Here is a 16,171-nt window from a genome sequence, read left to right as displayed (position 1 = left end):
CGGAATTCGGCCCCGGGCCACGTTTGCAGGCGTCGCGCCGACAATGCTTGCGATGCGGCTGCCGAGGCCTTAAACGCGACGGCGTGGGGCGGTTAGCTCAGTTGGTAGAGCGTCTCCTTTACACGGAGAGGGTCGGCGGTTCGAGCCCGTCACCGCCCACCATCAACCAACACCGACAGTTCTGGCTATTCGGAGCGATCCGCGCGCCGTCTGGCTGCGGCATCGAGCCGGGCAATCCGGCGGAGCGCGTCGTCGACGCTGCCGGCACCCATCAGCTTGAGCGGGTCCAGCGGATGAGCCGCCTGCGCCAGCGCCTGCCGCACCGGCTGGGGGAGGCTATCGAACGCCGCCCAGCGATCCGGGTTCACCCTGTGCTTTGAAATGCGTCGCAGCTTCATGGCTCTTTGATCAAGCTCGCCCGCGCGAGAGTGGGCTCAAGATGATCACGGGCGGGCTTTGCCGCAATCTCCAACCTCGCCCCAAACGAAAACCGCCGGCGCTTGCGCACCGGCGGCTTGTTCTTTCAAGACCGGAGGTCAGTGGGCGACGACGCCCGCTGCATCCTCGTCCCCGCCCTTGGGCAGCGGGGCCTTGAGATCCTCTTCCCAGACGATCGGAACCGGCTGGCGGGTCAGCGCGTGCTGGAGCACCTGCTCCATGCGCGCGACCGGGACGATCTCCAGCCCGTCACGGACGGACTTCGGCAGGTCGATCAGGTCCTTGGCGTTCTCCTCGGGGATCAGCACCTTCTTGATGCCGCCGCGGAGCGCCGCCAGGAGCTTCTCCTTAAGCCCGCCGATCGGCAGCACCCTGCCCCGCAGCGTGACCTCGCCGGTCATGGCGACGTCGCGATTGGTCGGGATGCCGGTCAGGATCGAGACGATGGTGGTCGCCATCGCGATGCCGGCCGAGGGACCGTCCTTCGGGGTCGCCCCCTCGGGAACGTGGACGTGGATGTCACGCCGGTCGAAGAGCGGCGGCTCGATGCCGAAATCGACGGCCCGCGAGCGGACATAGGATGCCGCCGCCGAGATCGATTCCTTCATCACGTCGCGCAGGTTGCCGGTGACGGTCATGCGGCCCTTGCCGGGCACCATGACGCCCTCGATCGTCAGTAATTCGCCGCCGACCTCGGTCCAGGCCAGACCGGTGACGACACCGACCTGATCCTCCGTCTCCGCCATGCCGTAGCGATAGCGCGGCGGGCCGAGATATTCTTCGAGCAGCGGCTCGTTGACGACGACCTTCTGCTTCCTGCCAAGCACGATGTCCTTCACGCCCTTGCGGACCGTGTTGGAAATCTCGCGCTCAAGGCTGCGGACGCCGGCTTCGCGGGTGTAACGCCGAACCAGAGTCTGCAGAGCCTCGTCGGTGATCGACCACTCCTTGCCGTCGAGCCCGTGCTTCTTGATCGCGTTCGGGATCAGGTGCTTGCGCGAGATCTCGGTCTTCTCTTCCTCGGTGTAGCCGGCGATGCGGATCACCTCCATGCGGTCCAGAAGGGCCGGCGGAATGTTCAGCGTGTTCGCCGTCGTCACGAACATCACGTTCGACAGGTCGTAATCGACCTCGAGGTAATGATCGTTGAAGGTCGAGTTCTGCTCGGGGTCGAGCACCTCCAGCAGGGCCGCCGAGGGATCGCCGCGGAAATCCTGGCCCATCTTGTCGATCTCGTCGAGCAGGATGAGCGGGTTCGAGGTCTTGGCCTTCTTCATCGACTGGATGATCTTGCCGGGCATCGAGCCGATATAGGTGCGGCGGTGACCGCGGATCTCGGCCTCGTCACGCACGCCGCCGAGCGACATGCGCACGAACTCGCGACCGGTCGCCTTGGCGATCGACTTGCCGAGCGAGGTCTTGCCGACGCCCGGAGGGCCGACGAGGCACAGGATCGGACCGGCGAGCTTGTTGGCACGCTGCTGCACGGCGAGATATTCGACGATGCGGTCCTTGACCTTGTCGAGGCCGAAATGATCGTCGTCGAGCACCAGCTGGGCGGCGTTGAGGTCCTTCTTGATCTTGGACTTCTTGCCCCACGGAATGCCGAGCATCCAGTCGAGATAGTTGCGCACGACGGTCGCTTCCGCGGACATCGGCGACATCTGGCGCAGCTTCTTCAGCTCCGCCGTCGCCTTGTCGCGGGCTTCCTTGGTCAGCTTGGTCTGGGCGATGCGCTCTTCCAGCTCGGCCAGCTCGTCACGGCCTTCCTCGCCGTCGCCCAGCTCCTTCTGGATCGCCTTCATCTGCTCGTTGAGATAGTACTCGCGCTGGGTCTTCTCCATCTGGCGCTTGACGCGCGAGCGGATGCGCTTCTCGACCTGGAGCACGGACATCTCGCTCTCCATGAGCGACAGGACCTTCTCCAGCCGGTGGGCGACGTTAGTGATCTCCAGCACGCCCTGGCGATCGGCGATCTTGACCGCCAGATGCGAGGCGACGGTGTCGGCAAGCTTGGCCGGCTCGTCGATCTGCGTCACCGCGGCGACGATCTCGCCCGAGATCTTCTTGTTGAGCTTCACATAGCTCTCGAACTCGCTGACGACCGAACGGGCCAGCGCCTCGACCTCGACCTTCTTGCCCTCTTCCTCTGCAAGGCCGGTGGCCTCGGCCTCGTAGAAGGAATCGGAGGCGGAGTAGGACAGCGCCTTGGCGCGGCCGACGCCCTCGACCAGCACCTTCACGGTGGAGTCGGGCAGCTTCAGCAGCTGCAGCACGCGGGCGAGCGTGCCGATCTCGTAGATCTCGTTGGGCTGCGGGTCATCGTCGCCGGCGTTCTTCTGGGTCGCCAGCAGGATGAGCCCGTCCGTCTTCACCACTTCCTCAAGCGCGCGGATGGACTTCTCGCGGCCGACGAAGAGCGGGACGATCATATGGGGGAAAACGACGATGTCGCGCAAAGGCAGAACCGGATAGGTGCCGGTCTCGCCTGTGACGAAAGGAGCGCGGGGCGTCGAGCCAGTCATGGCAGTTCCTTTGCAGTTGCGCCCGGCGGACCCCCAAGATGGGCGGAGCGATCGGACGTATGCGGCCAAGGCGACCATTCGCCTCTCCGCCCTCGCGCATCGCACCCTCATCAGGCATGCGACTCTCGCAAGTGCACCTAAAGTGGAGACTTCCTCGCCGGCTTTCAAGCGAGGTATCCGGCTCATGCACCGCTGTCCTGCAGCAGACGAAGGACGGATACCGCGACGTCAGGCGGTTCGATCTCGCGCAGGGCTGCCGCGATGCGATACCGCGCCGGCGCTGTGTCATCTGAAACGCAAAACGCGCGCCAAGGGGCGCGCGTCCTGTTGTCGCAATGCGGGAGAGATCAGGAGGCCGAGGCCGTCTTCGTCTCGTCCTCGCGCTCCGCATAGATGAAGAGCGGGCGTGCCTTGTTCTCGACGGCCTCGGGGCCGATCACGACCTGCTCGACGCCTTCGAGGCCGGGCAGCTCGTACATGGTCTCCAGCAGGATGCCTTCCATGATCGAACGCAGGCCACGCGCGCCGGTCTTCCGCTCGATCGCCTTGCGGGCGATCAGGCTGACCGCCTCGTCGGTGAAGGTGAGCTGGGTGTCCTCCATCTCGAACAGGCGCTGATACTGCTTGACCAGCGCGTTCTTCGGCTCGGTCAGGATGGTCTTCAGCGCCGGCTCGTCGAGATCCTCCAGCGTCGCCAGGACCGGCAGACGGCCGACGAATTCGGGGATCAGGCCGAACTTCAGGAGATCCTCGGGCTCGACCTGACGGAAGATCTGGCCGATGCGGCGATCATCCGGGGCCTCGACCTTGGCGCCGAAGCCGATCGAGGTGCCCTTGCCGCGGCTCGAGATGATCTTGTCGAGACCGGCGAAGGCGCCGCCGCAGATGAAGAGGATGTTCGTCGTATCGACCTGCAGGAACTCCTGCTGCGGATGCTTGCGCCCGCCCTGCGGCGGCACGGAGGCGACGGTGCCTTCCATGATCTTGAGCAGCGCCTGCTGGACGCCCTCGCCCGAGACGTCGCGGGTGATCGAGGGGTTGTCCGACTTGCGGCTGATCTTGTCGATCTCGTCGATATAGACGATGCCGCGCTGCGCCCGCTCGACATTGTAGTCGGAGGCCTGGAGCAGCTTGAGGATGATATTCTCGACATCCTCGCCGACATAACCGGCCTCGGTCAGCGTCGTCGCGTCAGCCATGGTGAAGGGCACGTCGAGGATGCGGGCGAGCGTCTGCGCGAGCAGCGTCTTGCCCGAGCCGGTCGGCCCGATCAGCAGGATGTTCGACTTCGCGAGCTCGACGTCGTTCTGCTTCGTCGCGTGCGAGAGGCGCTTGTAGTGGTTGTGCACCGCCACCGAGAGCACCTTCTTGGCGTGCTCCTGGCCGATGACGTAGTCGTCGAGGACCTTGCGGATCTCCTTGGGAGTCGGCACGCCGTCCTTCGACTTCACCAGCGCGGATTTCGATTCCTCGCGGATGATGTCCATGCAGAGCTCGACGCATTCATCGCAGATGAACACGGTCGGGCCCGCGATGAGCTTGCGCACCTCGTGTTGGCTCTTGCCGCAGAAAGAGCAGTAAAGCGTGCTCTTCGAGTCGCCGCCGGGCTTGTTAGCCATCCGTCCATCTCCAGTTCGGGAGCCGAGGGCTGCCTCACGCTTGGCGGGGCGGCCGTCGTCTCTCCGTCATACTTAAGCGCTCAGATCACGATGATTAGGTTAACGGCCCGTTCCGGTACATTCGGATACGCAGGGCCGGCCCAAGCCGGATCAGAATGGAGCGCATGTCCGCTCACCCCCGGCCCCATGCAAACACGAGGCCGTCCCTCATTCAATATGGGGGCTGCGATGAGCAGGGCCAACCCACAGGATCGCGAGCGCCCGATCAGGCCTCGGTCTCCGGCCGGCGCTCCATGACCTTGTCGATCAGGCCGAACTCCTTGGCCTGCTCGGCGGTCATGAAATTGTCGCGCTCCAGCGCGGCGTGGATGTCCTCGTAGGAGCGCCCGGTGTGCTTCACGTAGATTTCGTTGAGGCGCTTCTTCAGGCTCTCGACTTCCTTGGCGTGGATCAGGATGTCGGTGACCTGGCCCTGGAAACCGCCGGAGGGCTGGTGAACCATGATGCGCGCGTTCGGCAGGGCGAAGCGCATGTCCTTGGCGCCGGCCGTCAGCAGGAGCGAGCCCATCGAGGCGGCCTGGCCGATGCAGACCGTCGTCACCGGGCAACGGATCAGCTGCATGGTGTCGTAGATCGAGAGGCCGGAGGTGACCACGCCGCCGGGCGAATTGATGTAGAAGGAGATTTCCTTCTTGGGGTTCTCGGCTTCGAGGAACAGGAGCTGCGCCACGATCAGCGAGGCCGAATAGTCCTCGACCGGGCCGGTGAGGAAGATGATGCGCTCGCGCAGCAGGCGCGAATAGATGTCGAAGGCGCGCTCGCCGCGGCTCGACTGCTCGACCACCATCGGGACGAGATTGTTGTAGGTCTCGAGCGGATCGCGAAGCATGGATCTGTCCTTGAGGTGAAGGCGCCGGGTGACCGGCGCAATATCGAATCGGCAGCGTTTAGGAAGCCACCCACATAAGCACGGCAATCGCGGCTGAAAAGGGAAGCGCCGCCGGTCGCGAAGGCCGGCGGCGCATTAGCTGTCGTTAAGGTTGCCTTGAGGCTCAGGCGGAGGCGTCGTCGGCCTTGGCTTCGGCCTTCTTCGCCTTCTTGGCGGCGGCCTTCTTCGGCTTGGCCTCGGTGGCTTCCTCGGCGTCCTCGTCGGCGTAGAGCGCCTCGCGCGAAACCGTCTGGTCCTCGACCTTCACCTGGCCGAGGAGGTGGTCGACGACCTTCTCCTCGAAGATCGGGGCGCGGATTTCGGCCAGAGCCTGCGGGTTCTTGCGATAGAAGTCCCAGACTTCCTTCTCCTGGCCCGGGAACTGACGAGCGCGCTCGATCAGGGCCTGGGTGACCTCGTCATCCGAGATCTGGACCTTGGCCTGCTCGCCGATCTCGGCCAGCACGAGGCCCAGGCGCACGCGGCGCTCGGCGATCTTGCGATAGTCGGCGCGGGCGGCGTCCTCGGTGGTGTCCTCGTCGGCGAAGGTCTTGTTGGCGGACTTCATGTCGGCCTCGACCTGGCTCCAGACGCTGGAGAACTCCTGCTCGACCAGGGTCGGCGGCAGCTCGAAGGTGTACTTGCCGTCGAGCGCGTCGAGCAGACCCTTCTTGAGCTTGCGGCGCGACTGGGCGACGAAATCACGGCCGATCTGCTCGCTCACGGCTTCCTTGAGCTTGTCGAGCGACTCCATGCCGAAGGCCTTGGCGAGCTCGTCATCGATCTTGACGGCGTCCGGGCCCTGCACGTCGGTGACGGTGACTTCGAACTCGGCCGGCTTGCCGGCGAGGTTCTGGGCCGCATAGTTCTCCGGGAAGGTCACCTTGACGGTGCGGGTCTCGCCGTTCTTGGCGCCCTCGAGCTGCTCCTCGAAGCCCGGGATGAACTGGCCGGCGCCGAGGTCGAGCGGGATGCCCTCGCCCGTGCCGCCGTCGAACTTCTCACCGTCGAGCGTGCCGACGAAGGAGATGATCAGGCGGTCGCCCTTCTCGGCCTTGGCCTTCTCGCCCTTCGAGGTGTAGCTGCGGTTGCCGGCAGCCATGCGCAGCAGCGCGGCGTCGACATCGGCATCCGGAACCTCGGCGACCGGCTTCACGAGCGAGACGTCCGAGAGGTCGGCGAGCTCGATCTTCGGAAGAACCTCGAGCGCGACGGTAAAGGCGAGATCGCCCTTGGCCTCCATCGCGGCCTCGATCTCTTCCTTGTTCTCGGGGAAGCGGATCTGCGGCTCGAAGGCGAGCTTCAGGTTGTTGTCGGCGACGATCTTCTGGTTCGCCTCGTTGACGGCGTTCTGCAGCACGTCGGACATGACCGAGCGGCCATAGAGACGGCGCAGATGCGCGACCGGCACCTTGCCCGGGCGGAAGCCGTTGATCTTGGCCTTGCCCTGGAGGTCCTGGAGGCTGTCATCGAGCCTGGTCTTCAGGTCGGCGGCGTTCAGCACCACCTGGAATTCGCGCTTGAGGCCCTGGGACAGGGTTTCGGTCACGTTCATTTTTCTACCGCCAACAGCTCGTTTACGTCTCAATGTCCAAAGCGCGACGCCGGTTCCGACCGCCGCCGCGCTCGCGAAAAACTCTCATATCGATCATCGCTTTCGCACCCTGACGGGCGCGCGATGATCTTTGCAGACCGATGGTGCGGGCGGAGGGACTCGAACCCCCACGACTTTCGCCGCTGGTACCTAAAACCAGTGCGTCTACCAATTCCGCCACGCCCGCCGGCCGATAGCGCTGCGCGCGAGCAAACGCAGCGCGGCCATCGTCAAGCCGCAGGCCTATACGCATTTCGGCCGGGCCATGCAGCAAAAAAATGACGGTTCTGCAAAACAGGGCGGCTGCAGCGCGTTTCGAAGCCTGGGCACGGCCGGCTCTCGCCAGAACCGGCCGGCCGGATTATGCGATAGACCATGACGAAGCTGCCAGCCGCCGCCCGCCCCTCGCTCACGCGCCGCCATATGCTGGCGGGGCTCGGCGGCACCTGCCTGATCGCGTCGCCGCCCGGTTTCGCGCAAGCGCCGGCGCCGTCTTCCAAGCCCGCGGCCGAGCCGAAGCGGCAGGCACTCGTCGCCGGGCCGGCGAAGGCCCGGCTGCGCCCGTCGCCGCCGGTCGATACCGAAATCTGGACCTTCGACGGCGCGACGCCGGCCCAACCCCTGCGAATCAAGCAAGGCGAGACGCTGGCGCTGAAGCTCGAGAACAAGACGACGGCACCGCTCGACCTGCACTGGTACGGGCTGCGCGGCGAGGCCGAGCGCGATGGCGCCGCCAGCTTCACGCGCCCGCCGATCGCCCCCGGTGAAACCGGCGAGTTCCGGATCACGCCGCAGGATTCGGGCACCCTGCTCTATCGCCCGCTCCGGGCCGGCGGCTCATCCGAACCCGCGGGCCGGGGCCTGAGCGGGCTCGTCATCGTCGAGGAGAAGGAACCGCCCGCGGTCGATCTCGACCTGCCCGTCCTCATCACCGACTGGCTGATCGGCGACGATCAGGCGATCCAGCCCTTCGTGCTGCAGGGCAATGCCTCGGCCTCGGCCGGGCGGCTCGGCAGTTGGCTTACCGTCAACGGGCGCTCGCCGCCGCAGCCGATCACCGCCCGCCCCGGCGCGCGCATCCGCCTCAGGCTCGCCAATGCCTGCAATGCCCGGATCATGCGTCTGCGCTTCGACGGCGGAAAGGCGACCGTGATCGCGGTCGACAGCCAGCCGACCGAGAGCTTCGAGCCCGTACGCTCGCAACTGCCCTTCGCGCCGGGCACGCGCTACGACGTGACCCTCGACCTGCCGATCGAGGTCGGCGCGGCCGTCAATGTCAGCGCCCTGATCGGCGGCGGGCTGCCATTGGTGCGGATCGTGACCGCGGGGCAGCCCCAGGTACCACCAGCTGCGACGCCGGCCCTCAAGCTCAACCCTGCCCTGCCGCTCGGGGTGCGGATGCAGGACGCGCTTCGCCCCGAACTCGTGATCGAGGGCGGCGCCAGGCTGACCGAGGACCAGAAGCTCGACTTCACCGGGCTCGACCTCGCCAGCCCGTGGCGGGTCAATGGCGGCATAGGCTCGTTCGAGGGCAAGCCGCTGTTCAGCGTCAAGCGCGGCACGCCGATCGTGATGGCGATCGACAACCGCACCGCCTTCATCCAGCCGTTCCATGTCCACGGCCACAGCTTCCGGCTGCTGCACCCGCTCGATGATGGCTGGGAGAACTATTTCCTCGACACCGTGCAGATCCCCGAGCGCAAGAAGCTGCACATCGCCTTCATCGCCGACAATCCCGGCCGCTGGCTGATCTCGTCGACGGTGCTGGAGCGCTTCGACCTCGGGCTGTGGAGCTGGTTCGAGGTAACGTGAGGCTGGTCCTCAGAGGCCCAGCCGCTCGACCACGTCCTGCACGATCGCGTCCTTGCTGTCCTCGACCGAGACGACCAGCGACTTCTCGTCGTCGCCCGGCTCTTCCAGCGCGGCGAACTGGCTGTCGAGCAGGGCCGGCGGCATAAAATGGTGCTGGCGAGCGGCCATGCGCCGGCCGATCAATTCGCGCGAGCCCTTCAGATAGACCAGCGCGACATCCGGCCGGTCGCCGACGATCACCTGCCGGTAGGCGCGCTTGAGCGCCGAGCAGGTGACGATGCCATGCTCGCCCTTGGCCCGGAGATCATCGATCCAGGCCGCGATGGCCGCGAGCCAGGGCTTGCGGTCGTCATCGGTGAGCGGCGTGCCGCCGGCCATCTTGGCGACGTTCTCCGGCGGATGGAAGGAATCGGCGTCGCGGAAGGGCCAGCCGAGGCGCTCCGCCAGCCGCTCGCCGAGCGAGGTCTTGCCCGAGCTCGCGACGCCCATGACGACGATGACGGCCGGGCGGCCGCCGCTTGCTGCCTGCGCCACCGCTTCAGCCCTGCTTCTTGGCTTCGACATGGCCGCCGAAGCCGGCGCGCATCGCCGAGAGTATCTTCTCGCCGAAGGTGTGGTCGACGCGCGAGCGGAAGCGCGCGAACAGGGCCGAGGTCAGCACCTCGGCCGGGGTCGCGGTCTCGACGGCGGCATCGACCGTCCAGCGGCCCTCGCCGGAATCCGAGACATTGCCGGTATAGGAGGAGAGCTCCTCGTCGGCGGCGAGCGCCTCGGCCGTGAGATCAAGCAGCCAGGAGGTGACGACCGAACCGCGGCGCCAGACCTCGGCGATCTCGGCCACGTCGAAATCGAAGCCGTATTCGGCCGGCAGGCCTTCCTTGGCCGAGGCATTGCGCAGCAGGTCGAAGCCCTCCGCGAAAGCCTGCATCATGCCGTATTCGATGCCGTTATGGATCATCTTGACGAAATGGCCGGAGCCGGTCGGGCCGCAATGGAGATAGCCCTGTTCGCTCGTCGGGTTGCGGCTCTCGCGATGCTTGGTCGGCTCGATCTCGCCCTTGCCGGGCGCCAGCGTCGCGAAGATCGGCTCCAGCCGCTCGAAGGCCGTCTTGTCGCCGCCGATCATCAGGCAGTAGCCGCGGTCGAGGCCGTGGACCCCGCCGGAGGTGCCGATATCCATGTAATGGATGCCCCGGGCAGCCAGCTCCTTGCCGCGGCGGACATCGTCCTTCCAGAAAGCGTTGCCGCCGTCGATCAGCGTATCGCCCTCACTGAGGAGACCGGCGAGTTCGGCGAGCGTCGCCTCGGTGATCTTGCCGGCCGGCAGCATCACCCAGATGGCGCGCGGCGCCTTCAGCTTGGCGACCATGTCCTTGAGATCGCTGGCCAGCGTCGCGCCATCGGCGGCGAGCGCCTGGCCCGGCTTCGGATCGCGATCATAGACCACGCATTCATGGCCGGCGCGCATCAGCCGGCGCACGATGTTGCCTCCCATACGGCCGAGGCCGATCACTCCAAGCTGCATTTCAGACACTCCGCAAAGCCGGCTTTCGCTGCTTCAAGCATGGAGGCGGCGGGCGGGGCAAGCCGGCGCGACGCAGGTCTCAGGCCCGGATTTGCCGCTGCAAGGCCCGCCAACGCCCCGGCGTGACGCCAAAGGCGCGGCGAAACTGGCGAGTGAGATGGCTCTGGTCGGCAAAGCCGCAGGCGAAGGCTGCATCAGCCAACGAGGTGCCTTCCGCCAGCATCCGGCGGGCACGATCGAGGCGGCGCATCACGAGGTAGTTATAAGGGCTGGTGCCGAAGGCGGCGCGGAACTGGCGCGCCAGGGCGAAGCGGTCGAGCCCGGTCAGGACCTCCAACCGGCTGGAATCGACGGCCTCCGTCGCGTGGGCATCGAGATAGTCGCGCGCCCGCTCCAATGCGGGGGCGTCGAGCCGGGACGAATGGGCGTTCCCAGCAGAAGGGTCGAGCGCGAACAAGACTTGCGCGAGCCGTTCGACCAGATCGTCGGCCGCCAATGGATCGAGCGGCTGGTCGAGATCGCGCAGCGCGCAGGCGATCGCGGCGACGAGGCGCGGCTCCTGCGAAACGGCTGTGGATATGAAGGGCAAGGCCCGACCGCCCTCGCCCATCGCCTGCCGGATCAGGCGCGGCTCGACATAGAGCATGCGGTAGCGGAAGCCGCTCTCGATGCCGGAACGGCCGTTATGGACCTCGTGGGGATGCAGGACGATGGCGTGGCCACCAAGACTGTCGCGCCTGGCGCCGCGATAGTCGAAGGACTGCACGCCCGACAACGTCAGTCCGAAGGCATAGGTGTCGTGGCGGTGCGGATCATAGGCATAGCCCCGGAAGAACGCCTCCATGCGCTCGATGCCATCCGCACCGGTGCCGAGCCGGACCCAGTCCTGCTCAGGCTCGCACGATCGTTCAAGACGGGCCTTGCCGGCCTCCGCTAGCGATGCATCCATGCGTTACGATACCAAGATCGCCATCGTGGTTCGCGATGATCTCGCAACCTGGCAAAAACTCAATGTCGCCAGCTTCCTTGCCGGCGGGCTCGTCGGAGCTTCCCCCGAACTTGCGGGCGAACCCTATCAGGATGCGTCCGGCCGCTTCTACGGCCCGCTGATCCGCCAACCCGTCCTGATCTTCGCGGCGAGCGGCGCCGAGTTGACCAATGTGCTGCAGCGGGCGCAGCAGCGCGGCATCCGGCCGCATCTCTATACGAAAGACCTGTTCGCAACCGGCAACGATATCGACAACCGCGCGGCCGTCGCTGCGGTGGCGACGGCGGCGCTCGACCTCGTCGGCCTCGGGCTCCATGCCGAGCGCAAGGAGCTCGACAAGATCATCAAGGGACTGAAGTTGCACGGCTAACAGCTTGCGACCTGTGCTCTTCCGGTAGACTTCCCTGCCTCATTTCTGTGCAGCGGCAAGAGCCGGCTCATATTTTTACGGCCTTGAACGCGACTTACGCCGTGCTCATGCAGCGCATTTTTTGGCATTTACGACCACCGCAGAATCGCCTTAGCCTCCTTCCTGTCGGTAACAACTGAAAGGAGGTGATCCAGTGTCTCATTGTCATCAACCGCTGGTGCAAGGCGGGCGGACCTGGACCTCTTCTTGCTGGGGTTTCTATTCCGCGTGAGTTTTCGCACCTTCAGATCCGGTTCGCCGGATCGCGGTTCGGCAATGGAAGGGCAGCTCGCAAGGGCTGCCCTTCTTGCTTTTGGACCCTCCGTGCTGGCGCCCGGCCGCAAGCCGTGGCAGACAGGCGGCGTGTCACGCTTTTCCCTGCCCAACGCCCCGAGTACCGGCCGTGTCCGTTCCTGATCCGAGCCGCGAGGCCATTCTCGACTTCATCGAGGAAGAGCGCGCCGCCGGCCGCGAGGTCGGCCGGCGCGAAATCGCCAAGGCCTTCGGGCTCGATGGCGGCGGCAAGATCTGGCTGAAGCGCCTGCTCAAGGAGCTGGCCGAGGACGGCGAGATCGGCGGCGACGGTGAGGCACGCCCGGTCCATCCGCGCGGTGCTCTGCCGCCCGTGCTGCTCTCCGAGGTCAAGCGCCGCGACCGCGAGGGCGACCTCGTCGCCCAGCCGCTGGAATGGGACGAAGCGGAGAACGGCGCCCCGCCGCAGATTCTGATCGAGCGTACCCGTGAGGGACGCCGCAAGGACAAGTCGGCTGCGCCAGCGCCGGGCGTCGGCGACCATGTCATCCTCAAATTGACCCGGCTGCGCGGCGTCGAGGGCTTCGGCTATTCCGGCCGCGTGCTGAAGGTGATGGGCAAGGCCAGGGCCGCCGTGCTCGGCATCTTCCGCGCCCTGCCCGACGGCTCCGGCCGGCTGGTCCCGATCGACAAGAAGGCGCTGGGGCGCGAAGCCATCATCCCGAAGGGCCGCACGGCCGAGGCGCAGGACGGCGACCTCGTCTCGGTCAACCTGCGTCGCGAGAGCCGCTTCGGCCCGCCGGAGGCGCATGTCCGCGAGCGGCTGGGCTCGATCAAGTCGGAGCGCGCCGTCAGCCTGATCGCGATCCATGCCCACGGCATTCCGCATGAATTCCCGCCGGCCGCGCTTCAGGAAGCGGCCAATGCGCCGCTCGCAAGCCTGAAGGGCCGCGAAGACTGGCGTGCGTTGCCGCTCGTCACCATCGATCCGGCCGACGCCAAGGACCATGACGACGCGGTCCATGCCGTGCCGGACGACAGTCCGGACAATCCCGGCGGCTTCGTCGTCACCGTCGCCATCGCCGATGTCGCGGCCTATGTCACGCCGCACTCGGCGCTCGACCGCGAGGCGCTGGAGCGCGGCAACTCGGTCTATTTCCCCGACCGCGTCGTGCCGATGCTGCCGGAGCGGATATCGAACGATCTCTGTTCGCTGCGCGAGCATGAGGACCGGCCGGCGCTCGCCGTCCGGCTCGTGCTCAAGGCGGACGGCTCGAAGAAGAGCCATTCCTTCCACCGCATACTGATGCGCTCGGCGGCGAAGCTCTCCTACCAGCAGGCGCAGGCCGCGATCGACGGGCAGACCGACGAGAAGACCGCGCCGATCCGCGAGAGCGTGCTGATGCCGCTCTGGGCCGCCTATGGCATCGCGGCGCGCGCCCGCGACCAGCGTCAGCCGCTGGAGCTCGACCTGCCCGAGCGCAAGCTGATCCTGAAGCCCGACGGCTCGGTCGATCGCGTCATCGTGCCGGACCGGCTCGCGGCGCATCGCCTGATCGAGGAGTTCATGATCCTCGCCAATGTCGCGGCGGCCGAGACGCTGGAGAAGGTCGGCAGCCTGCTGATCTATCGCTGCCATGACGAGCCCTCGCTGGAGAAGATGCGGGCTCTCGGCGAGGTTCTCGCTTCGATCGGCATCAAGCTGCCGCAGGACGGGGCGCTGAGGCCCGTGCTGTTCAACCGTATCCTGGCGATGATCAAGGGCTCCGAGAACGAGACGCTGATCAACGAGGTCGTGCTGCGCACGCAGGCCCAGGCCGAGTATGTTGCCGAGAATTACGGGCATTTCGGCCTCAACCTGCGCCGCTATGCCCATTTCACCTCGCCGATCCGGCGCTATGCCGACCTGATCGTGCATCGCGCGCTGATCACCGCGCTGAAGCTCGGCGATGACGGCCTGCCGAAGAGCGTCACGCTCGCGGAGCTGCGCGAGGTCGCGACCCGCATCTCGGCGGCCGAACGGCGCGCCATGGCGGCCGAGCGCGAGACCACCGATCGCCTGATCGCGCATTTTCTCGCCGACCAGATCGGCTCGAGCTTCGACGGGCGCATCGGCGGCGTCACCCGCGCCGGCCTCTTCGTGAAGCTCGACGGCACCGGCGCCGACGGCTTCGTCCCGGCCTCGACGCTGGGTGGGGACTATTATCGCTATGACGAGGCGGCGCATGCCCTGATCGGCGAGCGCACCGGCGAGAGCTGGCGCCTAGGCGACCGGGTCCATGTGAAGCTCGTCGAGGCCGCGCCGGTCGCAGGCGCGCTGCGCTTCGAGATCCTCTCGCCCGGGCGGAAAGTGGCCACAGGCAGCGGCGGCAGGCGGCGCGGTGGAGCGGTGCCTTTCGGGGTGAGCCGGCCGGCGGCCAGCTTCGGCAAGAAGGGCAAACCCGGCGGGGGCGGCTTCGGCAAAAGCAAGCCGGGCAAGGGCAAGCCCGGCAAGAGGCGGTGATGGGCGTCCAGGTCCATAGCGCGCGCACGCCTCTCGAGGAGCGCGACTGGCGCCAGGCGGTGGCGCGCGGCCTGCGCGGCCGCTGCCCGCATTGCGGCAAGGGCCGGCTGTTCCGCGCCTTCCTGAAGCCTGTCGATCGGTGCGAGGCCTGCGGCGAGGACCTGCATCACCAGCGCGCCGACGACCTGCCGCCCTATATCGTCATCACCATCGTCGGCCACATCATCGTCGGCGGCCTGCTGCTGGCGGAGAAATTCGCGGACTGGCCGATGTGGCTGCACATGACCCTCTGGCCGCTTCTGACCATCGTCCTGTCCTTCGCGCTGATGCAGCCCGTGAAGGGCGGCGTCGTCGGCCTGCAATGGGCCGTGCGCATGCATGGCTTCGGCGGCGAGCCCGATCGCCCCGAACGCCAGCCCTTGCCCCCTTCGGATCCACGTTCATGACCGACCATACCGTCACCCTGACCCAGGCCGAGCGGGCGCGCACCACCGCCAATCAGCGTCCCAAGGACGCCGCGACCATGATGATCCTCGATCGCAGCGGCGCACGACCCAAGGTGCTGATGGGCAAGCGCCATGCGAGCCACAAGTTCATGCCGGGCAAATACGTCTTCCCCGGCGGGCGCGTCGACGCTGGAGACCGGCAGATGGTCGCGACCGGCGCGGTGCCGCAGATCTGTGAGGACCGGCTCGGCAAGCGCTGCCTGCGCCCCAGCGCCGGCAAGGCGCGCGCGCTGGCGATGGCCGCGATCCGCGAGACCTTCGAGGAAACCGGATTGCTCTTCGGCTCCGACGAGTTCGGCACGCCGGATACCGCGCCGACGGGAAGCTGGAGCGATTTCGCGGCGCAGGGCATCTATCCCGATCTCTCGGCGGTGACCTTCGTCGCGCGTGCGATCACGCCGCCGCGCCGGCCGAAGCGATTCGATACCCGCTTCTTCGCGATCGACGCCTCCGCCGTGGCCAAGCGGGTCGACGGCATCATCGGCCCCGATTCGGAGCTGGTCGATTTGGTCTGGGTCGATTTCGACGAGGCCAAGGAGCTCGACCTGCCGACGATCACCAAGGTGATCATCCAGGAGGTGGAAGCCCGGATCGAGGGCGGTTTCGCGCCCTGGCTGCCGGTGCCGTTCTATTGGGAGAAGCGCGGCAGCTTCGTGCGCGAGGAGCTCTGAGGGCCTTTCGCGCCGCGGAGCTATTCTTCCTTGACTTCGCCGGCCCTTTGCGGCATTCCCCGCGCTGACGGTTTGCCGGGTTCGCCCGGCCATTTTCTTTTCCGAGGGCCATTGGCCCGCATGGTTCGAGGATAGACCCATGGCCAAGGCCGTGACGATCAAGATCAAGCTGCTTTCGACCGCCGACACCGGCTTCTTCTACGTGACGAAGAAGAACTCGCGCACGATGACCGAGAAGATGTCGAAGAAGAAGTACGACCCCGTCGCGCGCAAGCACGTCGAGTTCAAGGAAACCAAGATCAAGTGAGGCTTGGCCTCCCGATCTGATTTCGCTTTGAAAAACCGCCCTTTCGGGCGGTTTTTTCGTTTCGGGCTTTAGCGTTGCGACGGCGGCCTCGGTG

Annotated in this window: 14 protein-coding genes and 2 tRNA genes; 7 read left to right on the top strand and 9 right to left on the bottom strand. The window is 66.4% G+C overall.

The genetic code is table 11. The features are described 5' to 3' along the window. The first annotated feature begins 86 nt into the window (after window positions 1–86). Window positions 87–162, top strand: a tRNA-Val gene (locus WFK61_RS14785). A 23-nt stretch (window positions 163–185) separates the two neighbouring features. Here the strand turns inward: WFK61_RS14785 and WFK61_RS14780 are convergent. The 6 genes from WFK61_RS14780 to WFK61_RS14755 form a co-directional block, all read right to left on the bottom strand. Next, window positions 186–398 (bottom strand): DUF6525 family protein, encoded by a 213-nt coding sequence (locus WFK61_RS14780; protein WP_336812856.1) that lies wholly within the window; start codon window positions 396–398, stop codon window positions 186–188. Window positions 399–536: 138 nt separating this feature from the next. Then, on the bottom strand, window positions 537–2,963 hold the full coding sequence (gene lon / locus WFK61_RS14775; RefSeq protein ID WP_336812855.1) for an endopeptidase La: 2,427 nt from the start codon (window positions 2,961–2,963) through the stop codon (window positions 537–539). A 347-nt stretch (window positions 2,964–3,310) separates the two neighbouring features. After that, the gene (gene clpX, locus WFK61_RS14770) at window positions 3,311–4,582 is read right to left on the bottom strand and encodes an ATP-dependent Clp protease ATP-binding subunit ClpX (RefSeq protein WP_199092832.1); all 1,272 of its coding nucleotides are present in this window, start codon (window positions 4,580–4,582) and stop codon (window positions 3,311–3,313) included. A gap of 265 nt (window positions 4,583–4,847) precedes the next feature. Continuing rightward, window positions 4,848–5,471 (bottom strand): ATP-dependent Clp protease proteolytic subunit, encoded by a 624-nt coding sequence (locus tag WFK61_RS14765; protein ID WP_257731782.1) that lies wholly within the window; start codon window positions 5,469–5,471, stop codon window positions 4,848–4,850. A 163-nt stretch (window positions 5,472–5,634) separates the two neighbouring features. Then, the gene (tig, locus tag WFK61_RS14760) at window positions 5,635–7,065 is read right to left on the bottom strand and encodes a trigger factor (protein WP_336812854.1); all 1,431 of its coding nucleotides are present in this window, start codon (window positions 7,063–7,065) and stop codon (window positions 5,635–5,637) included. A gap of 141 nt (window positions 7,066–7,206) precedes the next feature. After that, window positions 7,207–7,291 (bottom strand) — tRNA-Leu (locus WFK61_RS14755). A 188-nt stretch (window positions 7,292–7,479) separates the two neighbouring features. Here WFK61_RS14755 and WFK61_RS14750 point away from each other — a divergent pair. Next, entirely contained in the window at window positions 7,480–8,916 is a 1,437-nt protein-coding gene (locus WFK61_RS14750) for a multicopper oxidase family protein (RefSeq protein ID WP_336812853.1), read from the top strand. A 9-nt stretch (window positions 8,917–8,925) separates the two neighbouring features. On the opposite strand, the gene WFK61_RS14745 is transcribed toward WFK61_RS14750, so the two are convergent. The 3 genes from WFK61_RS14745 to WFK61_RS14735 all read right to left on the bottom strand — a co-directional run bounded on the left by WFK61_RS14745 (window position 8,926) and on the right by WFK61_RS14735 (window position 11,390). Then, complete coding sequence (locus tag WFK61_RS14745; protein WP_336812852.1) at window positions 8,926–9,450, bottom strand: gluconokinase; 525 nt, start codon at window positions 9,448–9,450, stop codon at window positions 8,926–8,928. A 4-nt stretch (window positions 9,451–9,454) separates the two neighbouring features. Next, window positions 9,455–10,441: a phosphogluconate dehydrogenase (NAD(+)-dependent, decarboxylating) gene (gene gnd, locus WFK61_RS14740; RefSeq protein WP_336812851.1), complete on the bottom strand. Its 987-nt coding sequence runs from the start codon at window positions 10,439–10,441 to the stop codon at window positions 9,455–9,457. A 79-nt stretch (window positions 10,442–10,520) separates the two neighbouring features. Further along, window positions 10,521–11,390, bottom strand: a complete 870-nt coding sequence (locus WFK61_RS14735; RefSeq protein ID WP_336812850.1) for an AraC family transcriptional regulator — start codon at window positions 11,388–11,390, stop codon at window positions 10,521–10,523. On the opposite strand from WFK61_RS14735, the gene WFK61_RS14730 reads away from it, so the two are divergent. From WFK61_RS14730 to rpmG, 5 genes are all read left to right on the top strand, one after another. After that, window positions 11,389–11,799 carry a DUF2000 family protein gene (locus WFK61_RS14730; RefSeq protein WP_336812849.1) on the top strand — a complete coding sequence of 137 codons (411 nt, stop codon included), beginning with the start codon at window positions 11,389–11,391 and terminating at the stop codon, window positions 11,797–11,799. The genes WFK61_RS14735 and WFK61_RS14730 overlap by 2 nt on opposite strands. 442 nt (window positions 11,800–12,241) lie before the next feature. Then, entirely contained in the window at window positions 12,242–14,593 is a 2,352-nt protein-coding gene (gene rnr / locus WFK61_RS14725) for a ribonuclease R (protein ID WP_336812848.1), read from the top strand. Continuing rightward, window positions 14,593–15,039 (top strand): DUF983 domain-containing protein, encoded by a 447-nt coding sequence (locus tag WFK61_RS14720; protein ID WP_336812847.1) that lies wholly within the window; start codon window positions 14,593–14,595, stop codon window positions 15,037–15,039. Before rnr ends, WFK61_RS14720 begins: the two co-directional genes overlap by 1 nt. Beyond that, window positions 15,036–15,770 (top strand): NUDIX hydrolase, encoded by a 735-nt coding sequence (locus tag WFK61_RS14715; protein ID WP_336812846.1) that lies wholly within the window; start codon window positions 15,036–15,038, stop codon window positions 15,768–15,770. The genes WFK61_RS14720 and WFK61_RS14715 overlap by 4 nt, the downstream gene beginning before the upstream one ends. 139 nt (window positions 15,771–15,909) lie before the next feature. Next, window positions 15,910–16,077, top strand: a complete 168-nt coding sequence (rpmG, locus tag WFK61_RS14710) for a 50S ribosomal protein L33 (protein ID WP_038367996.1) — start codon at window positions 15,910–15,912, stop codon at window positions 16,075–16,077. The last annotated feature ends 94 nt before the right edge of the window (window positions 16,078–16,171 follow it).

This window comes from Allobosea sp. MMO-172, from assembly GCF_037147855.1.
Taxonomy (GTDB): Bacteria; Pseudomonadota; Alphaproteobacteria; order Rhizobiales; family Beijerinckiaceae; genus Allobosea.
This window is presented reverse-complemented; position numbering and strand designations above follow the sequence as displayed.

Coding starts and splice junctions, on each gene's coding strand:
- WFK61_RS14720 (WP_336812847.1), top strand. CDS start 14,593: ATGGGCGTCCAGGTCCATAGCGCGCGCACGCCTCTCGAGGAGCGCGAC.
- WFK61_RS14765 (WP_257731782.1), bottom strand. CDS start 5,471: ATGCTTCGCGATCCGCTCGAGACCTACAACAATCTCGTCCCGATGGTG.
- rpmG (WP_038367996.1), top strand. CDS start 15,910: ATGGCCAAGGCCGTGACGATCAAGATCAAGCTGCTTTCGACCGCCGAC.
- WFK61_RS14750 (WP_336812853.1), top strand. CDS start 7,480: ATGACGAAGCTGCCAGCCGCCGCCCGCCCCTCGCTCACGCGCCGCCAT.
- gnd (WP_336812851.1), bottom strand. CDS start 10,441: ATGCAGCTTGGAGTGATCGGCCTCGGCCGTATGGGAGGCAACATCGTG.
- WFK61_RS14735 (WP_336812850.1), bottom strand. CDS start 11,390: ATGGATGCATCGCTAGCGGAGGCCGGCAAGGCCCGTCTTGAACGATCG.
- clpX (WP_199092832.1), bottom strand. CDS start 4,582: ATGGCTAACAAGCCCGGCGGCGACTCGAAGAGCACGCTTTACTGCTCT.
- lon (WP_336812855.1), bottom strand. CDS start 2,963: ATGACTGGCTCGACGCCCCGCGCTCCTTTCGTCACAGGCGAGACCGGC.
- WFK61_RS14780 (WP_336812856.1), bottom strand. CDS start 398: ATGAAGCTGCGACGCATTTCAAAGCACAGGGTGAACCCGGATCGCTGG.
- WFK61_RS14715 (WP_336812846.1), top strand. CDS start 15,036: ATGACCGACCATACCGTCACCCTGACCCAGGCCGAGCGGGCGCGCACC.
- WFK61_RS14730 (WP_336812849.1), top strand. CDS start 11,389: ATGCGTTACGATACCAAGATCGCCATCGTGGTTCGCGATGATCTCGCA.
- tig (WP_336812854.1), bottom strand. CDS start 7,065: ATGAACGTGACCGAAACCCTGTCCCAGGGCCTCAAGCGCGAATTCCAG.